6 protein-coding genes are annotated in these 5,644 nt (G+C 68.3%); 5 read left to right on the top strand and 1 reads right to left on the bottom strand.

The window, feature by feature from the left end; genetic code table 11:
- Positions 1-28 precede the first annotated feature (28 nt).
- Positions 29-883 (bottom strand): pantoate--beta-alanine ligase, encoded by an 855-nt coding sequence (panC, locus tag H926_RS0104840; protein WP_022675313.1) that lies wholly within the window; start codon positions 881-883, stop codon positions 29-31.
- A 120-nt stretch (positions 884-1,003) separates the two neighbouring features.
- Here panC and H926_RS0104835 point away from each other — a divergent pair, with 120 nt between their 5' ends.
- The 5 genes from H926_RS0104835 to H926_RS25640 all read left to right on the top strand — a co-directional run.
- Positions 1,004-1,831, top strand: coding sequence for a division plane positioning ATPase MipZ (locus tag H926_RS0104835; RefSeq protein WP_022675312.1), 828 nt, complete (start codon positions 1,004-1,006; stop codon positions 1,829-1,831).
- Positions 1,828-2,112 carry a molecular chaperone DnaJ gene (locus H926_RS0104830; RefSeq protein WP_022675311.1) on the top strand — a complete coding sequence of 95 codons (285 nt, stop codon included), beginning with the start codon at positions 1,828-1,830 and terminating at the stop codon, positions 2,110-2,112. The genes H926_RS0104835 and H926_RS0104830 overlap by 4 nt, the downstream gene beginning before the upstream one ends.
- 42 nt (positions 2,113-2,154) lie before the next feature.
- Positions 2,155-3,558 (top strand): phosphoglucomutase/phosphomannomutase PgmG, encoded by a 1,404-nt coding sequence (pgmG, locus tag H926_RS0104825; RefSeq protein ID WP_022675310.1) that lies wholly within the window; start codon positions 2,155-2,157, stop codon positions 3,556-3,558.
- A 133-nt stretch (positions 3,559-3,691) separates the two neighbouring features.
- Positions 3,692-5,398: an Hsp70 family protein gene (locus tag H926_RS0104820; RefSeq protein WP_022675309.1), complete on the top strand. Its 1,707-nt coding sequence runs from the start codon at positions 3,692-3,694 to the stop codon at positions 5,396-5,398.
- Positions 5,395-5,644, top strand: a 250-nt coding sequence (locus tag H926_RS25640; protein ID WP_043607853.1) for a hypothetical protein, incomplete at its 3' end; no start/stop codon positions are given. The genes H926_RS0104820 and H926_RS25640, both read left to right, overlap by 4 nt.

Raw genomic sequence — 5,644 nt, 5'->3', positions numbered from 1 at the left:
ACGGCCAGGGCAGGGCGCCGGCCGCGCATCAGTTGGCCGGCCAGTTGTCGATCAGGCGGGCCTTGCCCAGGTGTGCGGCCACCAGCACGCGCGCCGGGCGGTTGCCCAGCGCATCGAGCAGGTCGAGCGTTTCGGCATCACGCAGTTCGGCATAGTCGACACGGGCAAACCCGCCGCGCAGCAGCGTGGTGCGCAGGGTTTCCAGGGCGGCATTGGCATCGCCCCCGGCACGCAGGCTGGCGATCGCAGTCTCGATCGCGCGGGGCAGGGCGGCGGCCTGGCTGCGTTCGGCGGGCGTGAGGTACTGGTTGCGGCTGGTCAGTGCCAGGCCATCGGCCTCGCGCACGGTGGGCACGCCGATGATCGCGTCGGCACGCGGCAAGGCCAGGTCAAGATCGCGCGCCATGCGGCGGATGATCGCCAGTTGCTGCCAGTCCTTTTCCCCGAACAGCGCGAAATCGGGCTGCACCTGGTTGAACAGCTTGCACACCACCGTGGCCACGCCATCGAAATGGCCGGGCCGGGCCGCGCCACACAGCGGCTCATCAAGGCCGGCCACCGAAACGGTCGTGGCAAAGCCCTGGGGATAGACTTCGTCGGGCGCGGGGGCCCACAGGATATCCACGCCTTCACGGGCGAGCAGGGCCGCATCGGTTTCCAGCCGGCGGGGATAGGCGTCGAAATCTTCGCCGGGGGCGAATTGGCGCGGATTGACGAAGATCGACACCGCCACGGCATCGGCGAGATCGCGCGCCCGGCGCACCAGCGTGAGGTGGCCTTCGTGCAGCGCGCCCATGGTTGGCACCAGGGCCAGGGTTTTTTCCCCTGTTTTGGATGCAGCGACGGCCGCGCGCAGGTCGTCCAGGCGATAGATGGTTTGCACGCCGGGTGCCTCTCCTTTAAGCCGGGGCAACAACCGGCCGCGCGGCGGGGTTTCCCCTAGCCGTGGTGGACCGGGTGTTCAAGCGTTCGGTTAACCGCCCCAGATCGAGAGAGAGCCCGCGTGTCGACAGGTCCCCATCGCATCGTTTTCGCCAACGAAAAGGGCGGCACCGGCAAATCGACCACCGCCGTCCACGTGGCCGTGGCCCTGGCCTATCAGGGGGCGCGGGTCGCCGCGATCGACCTCGACAATCGCCAGGCAACGCTCCACCGCTATCTCCAGAACCGCGACGAGACCGCGCGCCGCCGCCAGATCCCGCTGCCCAACGCCACCCACGTGGTGTTCAACGATACCACGCCCGAGGCGCTGGACGCGGTGGTGGCCGATCTTTCGCAGGATCATGATTTCCTGATCTTCGACACGCCGGGCCGCGATGATCCGCTGGCCCGCCACGTGGCCACCAGCGCCGATACCCTGGTGACCCCGCTCAACGACAGCTTCGTCGACTTTGACCTCATCGGCCAGGTCGACGCCGAAACCTTTCGCGTGCGGCGCCTGTCGTTCTATGCCGAGCTGATCTGGGAAGCACGCAAGAAGCGCGCCATGGCCACGATCCGCGATGCCCGGCGCGAGATGGACTGGGTGGTGGTGCGCAACCGCACCCAGCATGTGGAAGCGCGCAACCAGAAGCGCATCGACCAGGCACTCAACGAGCTGTCCAAGCGCGTGGGCTTCCGCATTTCCAATGGCCTGTCGGAACGCGTGATCTATCGCGAGCTGTTTCCCAGCGGCCTCACGCTGCTCGACAAGGGGCATCTGGGCGAACTGGGCACCAGCCACCTGGTTGCGCGCCAGGAACTGCGCACCCTGGTGGCCGGGCTCAACCTGCCACCGGCCAACCACCGCGCTGCTTCTGGCCAAGCGACCCCGATGGTAGACGTCGCGTGACCAAGCTGCTGCTGCTGGCGGCGCTGATCTGCGTGGCGGTCAAGGCGCTGACCCAGCGCTGGCCATGGGAACTGGGCCAGCGCGACACGCGTTCGATTGCTGAAACCCGGGCGCGCAATCTCCTGGGCGTGGGGACCGATGCGAGGCGCGAACAGATCATCGAGGCGCATCGCCGCCTTCTGGCCATGGTCCACCCCGATCGCGGCGGCAGCAACGAAGCGGTGCACGAAGCCAACGCCGCGCGCGACCTGCTGCTGGCCCGGCTGGTCGATCGGCGCTGAGCCACCGCACGGCAGCGCTGCAACACGGCCGGAGGGCAGGCCATGAATCACAGCTTTGATCCCACGATCCTGCGCGAATACGATGTGCGCGGCGTATTCGGCGAAAGCCTGGGCGCCGACGATGCCCGTGCCATCGGGCGCTGCTTTGGCACGCAGGTGGTGCGCGCGGGCGGCGGCGCAGTGGTGGTGGGCATGGATGGCCGCGTCAGTTCGCCGATCCTGGAGCATGCCCTGGTCGAAGGCCTGAGCGCGAGCGGCGCCGATGTGGTGCGGATCGGCCTTGGCCCCACGCCGATGCTCTATTTCGCGGCGCTGACGCTGCCCGGCGTGGCTGCGGGCATCCAGATCACCGGTAGCCACAACCCCGCCCATCACAACGGTTTCAAGCTGGTGCGCGATGGCCAGCCCTTTTTCGGGGAGGCGATCCAGGATCTGGGGCGTCAGGCGCAGGCCGGCGATTGGGACAGCGGCACCGGCACGGTGCGCAGCGTTACCGTGCTCGATGCCTATGTCGATCGCCTGCTCAAGGGGCTGGATGGGATCGACCGCCCCAGTCTGGCCGGGCTGAGCATGGCGTGGGACGCTGGCAATGGCGCCGCCGGGCCAGTGCTGGAACGCCTGGTGGCCCGCCTGCCGGGGCAGCACCGGCTGCTGTTTGCCGAGGTGGATGGCACCTTTCCGCACCATCATCCCGATCCCACGGTGGAGGAAAACCTCGCCGATCTGCGCCAGGCAGTTGTGCGGGACGGCTGCGATTTTGGCGTGGCGTTCGATGGCGACGCCGATCGCATCGGCGCGGTCGATGGGCTGGGCCGGGTGATCTGGGCCGACCAGATCGTGATGATCCTGGCGCAAGACCTGCTCGCCCGTCGTCCCGGCGCGCTGGTGCTGGGTGATATCAAGACCGGGCGGGCCCTGTTCGACCGGGTACGGGCGCTGGGCGGGCAGTCGCAGATGTGGAAATCGGGCCATTCGCACATGAAGACCCGCCTGCGCGAAAGCGGTGCCTTGCTGGCGGGCGAAATGAGCGGCCATGTGTTCCTGGCCGATGACTGGTATGGCTTTGACGATGGCATCTATGCCGCGATCCGCCTGATCGCGGCTGCGGCGCGGTTGGGCCAGTCGATCGGCGACCTGCGCGGCGCGATGCCAGAAACGATCGCCACGCCCGAACTGCGCTTTGCCGTGGATGAAGTGCGCAAGTTTGCCGCGGTGGACGAGGTGAAAGCACGGCTGGAGGCGCAAGGCGCCGACATGGTGGCGATCGATGGCGTGCGCGTGACCACGCCCGATGGCTGGTGGCTGCTGCGCGCCTCGCATACCCAGGCCGTGCTGGTGGCGCGGGCAGAAAGCGAGAGCGAGGCAGGGCTGGCCCGGCTGATGCAGCAGATCGACACGCAACTGGCGCTGTCGGGCCTGGCCCGCACGGAACAAGTGCCGCATTGAAACGGACCCGTTCCGTTTATTGAAGCATCGCAGGTGCAAGCCAGATTGATCTGCACGTGATTGGAGCGGGTATCGTCTTGCCATCGTCGCCCTCGCCCGGCCATGATCGCACCATGGCAACGGGCACGCGCGCATGATCATCGGGATTGACCTTGGCACCACCAATTCGGCCGTGGCGCTGTGGGATGGAGAGGCGGCGCAATTGGTGCCCAATGCGCTGGGGCAGATGCTGACGCCGTCGGCGGTGTCCGTCCTGCCCGATGGCACCACGCTGGTGGGCCAGGCCGCGCTGGAGCGCATGGCCGCCAAGGACGGCGTCACCCAGGTCAGCTTCAAGCGCTACATGGGCACCGACCACAAGCTCAAGCTGGGACGCAACACGTTCAGCGCGGAAGAGCTTTCCGCCCTGGTCCTCGCCAGCCTGCGCGATGACGTGGCCGCGCAGACCGGCACCGTGCCGACCGAGGCGGTGATCACCGTGCCGGCCTATTTCAACGACAAGCAGCGCAAGGCGACGCGCCGCGCCGGTGAACTGGCGGGGCTTTCAGTGCGCCGCCTGATCAACGAGCCGACGGCGGCGGCCTTGGCGTTTGGCCTTGCCAGCCGGGGCGAGCACGAGCCGTTCCTGGTGTTCGACCTGGGCGGCGGCACGTTCGACGTCTCGATCGTGGAGATGTTTGCCGGCATTGTCGAGGTGCGCGCCTCTGCCGGGGACAACCGCCTGGGCGGAGACGATTTCAACGCGGCATTGGCCGGTGCAGTGCGGGCGCGGCTCGATCCCGATGGCCTGCTCGACCGGCTGAATCCTGAACACGCCCGCGCCCTGCTGCTCCAGGCGGCCGAACGCACGCGACGCGCGCTGTCGGATAGTGGCGAGGCGGAACTGGCGCTGACCGTGGCCGAGCAACGCTTGGCGACCCGCGTAAGCGCGGCCGATCTGGAAGCGGCGGCCGAACCCTTGCTGCGCCGGCTGCGCGATCCGGTGGTGCGCGCGCTGCGCGACAGCCAGATCGATACGGCCAGCCTGTCAGAGGTGGTGCTGGTCGGCGGGGCCACGCGCATGCCGGTGGTGCGCAAGGCGATCACGCGGCTGTTCGGCCGCTTTCCCAATTCCACCGTGCATCCCGATCATGCCGTCGCGCTGGGTGCGGCGATCCAGGGCGGGCTGATCGCGCGCGATGGCGGGCTGGACGAAGTGCGCATCACCGATGTCTGTCCGTTCACACTGGGCGTGGACCGCAGCGAGCGCGATGGCCGTGGCAGCATTGTCAGCGGTCTGTTCACCCCTATCATCGAGCGCAATACGCCCGTGCCGGTCAGCCGCGTGCACTATTTCCAGACGATGGGCGACAACCAGCGGCGGGGGGAATTCGGCATCTATCAGGGCGAGGCGCGCGAGGTTTCCGGCAATGTGCGGCTGGGCGCGCTGGATATTGCCGTGCCGCCGCGTCCGGCGGGCGATGTGCAGGTGGACGTGCGCTTCAGCTATGACAGTTCCGGCCTGCTGGAGGTGGACGTGTCGATCCCGCTGACCGGGGAAAGCCGCAACGTGGTGTTCGTGGACGAGGAGGATCGCAAGGACGATGCGGAACTCGACCGTCGCCGCCGTGCCCTGGCCGCGCTGAAAGTTCACCCGCGCGAGGACGCCGGCAACCAGGCCCTGCTCGCCCGGGCAGAGCGTATGTGGGAAGATCACCTGGGCGATGTGCGCACGGTGATCGGCCAGTGGATCATCGCATTCCAGTCTGCGCTGGAAAGCCAGGACCATCGCGCCATTGCCCAGGCCCATGCCGACCTTGCCGCCCGGCTCGACAGCCTGGACGCGGAGATGCCACTGTGAGTGACGGCGCCTGGGGCCGCCTGGGCATCGCGCCAACCCCCGATCAGGGCGCGATCCGCCGCGCCTATGCCGATGCGCTGCGGGCGATGGACGTGGACGCCGATGTCGCCGGCTTTGCCGCGCTACGCCAGGCGCGCGATACGGCTTTGGCCTGGGCGCGCAGCCAGGCGGCGCAGGTCAGTGCGCCCGATGCGCCCGGCGATCCCACCGCGCTGCCCGTGGCGGGGGAAGACGAGCGCGCAACAG

Source organism: Novosphingobium sp. B-7 (genome assembly GCF_000410615.1).
Taxonomy (GTDB): domain Bacteria; phylum Pseudomonadota; class Alphaproteobacteria; order Sphingomonadales; family Sphingomonadaceae; genus Novosphingobium; species Novosphingobium capsulatum.
The sequence above is the reverse complement of the archived record's forward strand: the minus strand, read 5'-3'. Positions and strand labels throughout refer to the sequence as shown.

Bases quoted from the DNA above. Each gene is read 5' to 3' on its own strand.
- pgmG (WP_022675310.1), top strand. From the start codon at position 2,155: ATGAATCACAGCTTTGATCCCACGATCCTGCGCGAATACGATGTGCGC.
- H926_RS0104820 (WP_022675309.1), top strand. From the start codon at position 3,692: ATGATCATCGGGATTGACCTTGGCACCACCAATTCGGCCGTGGCGCTG.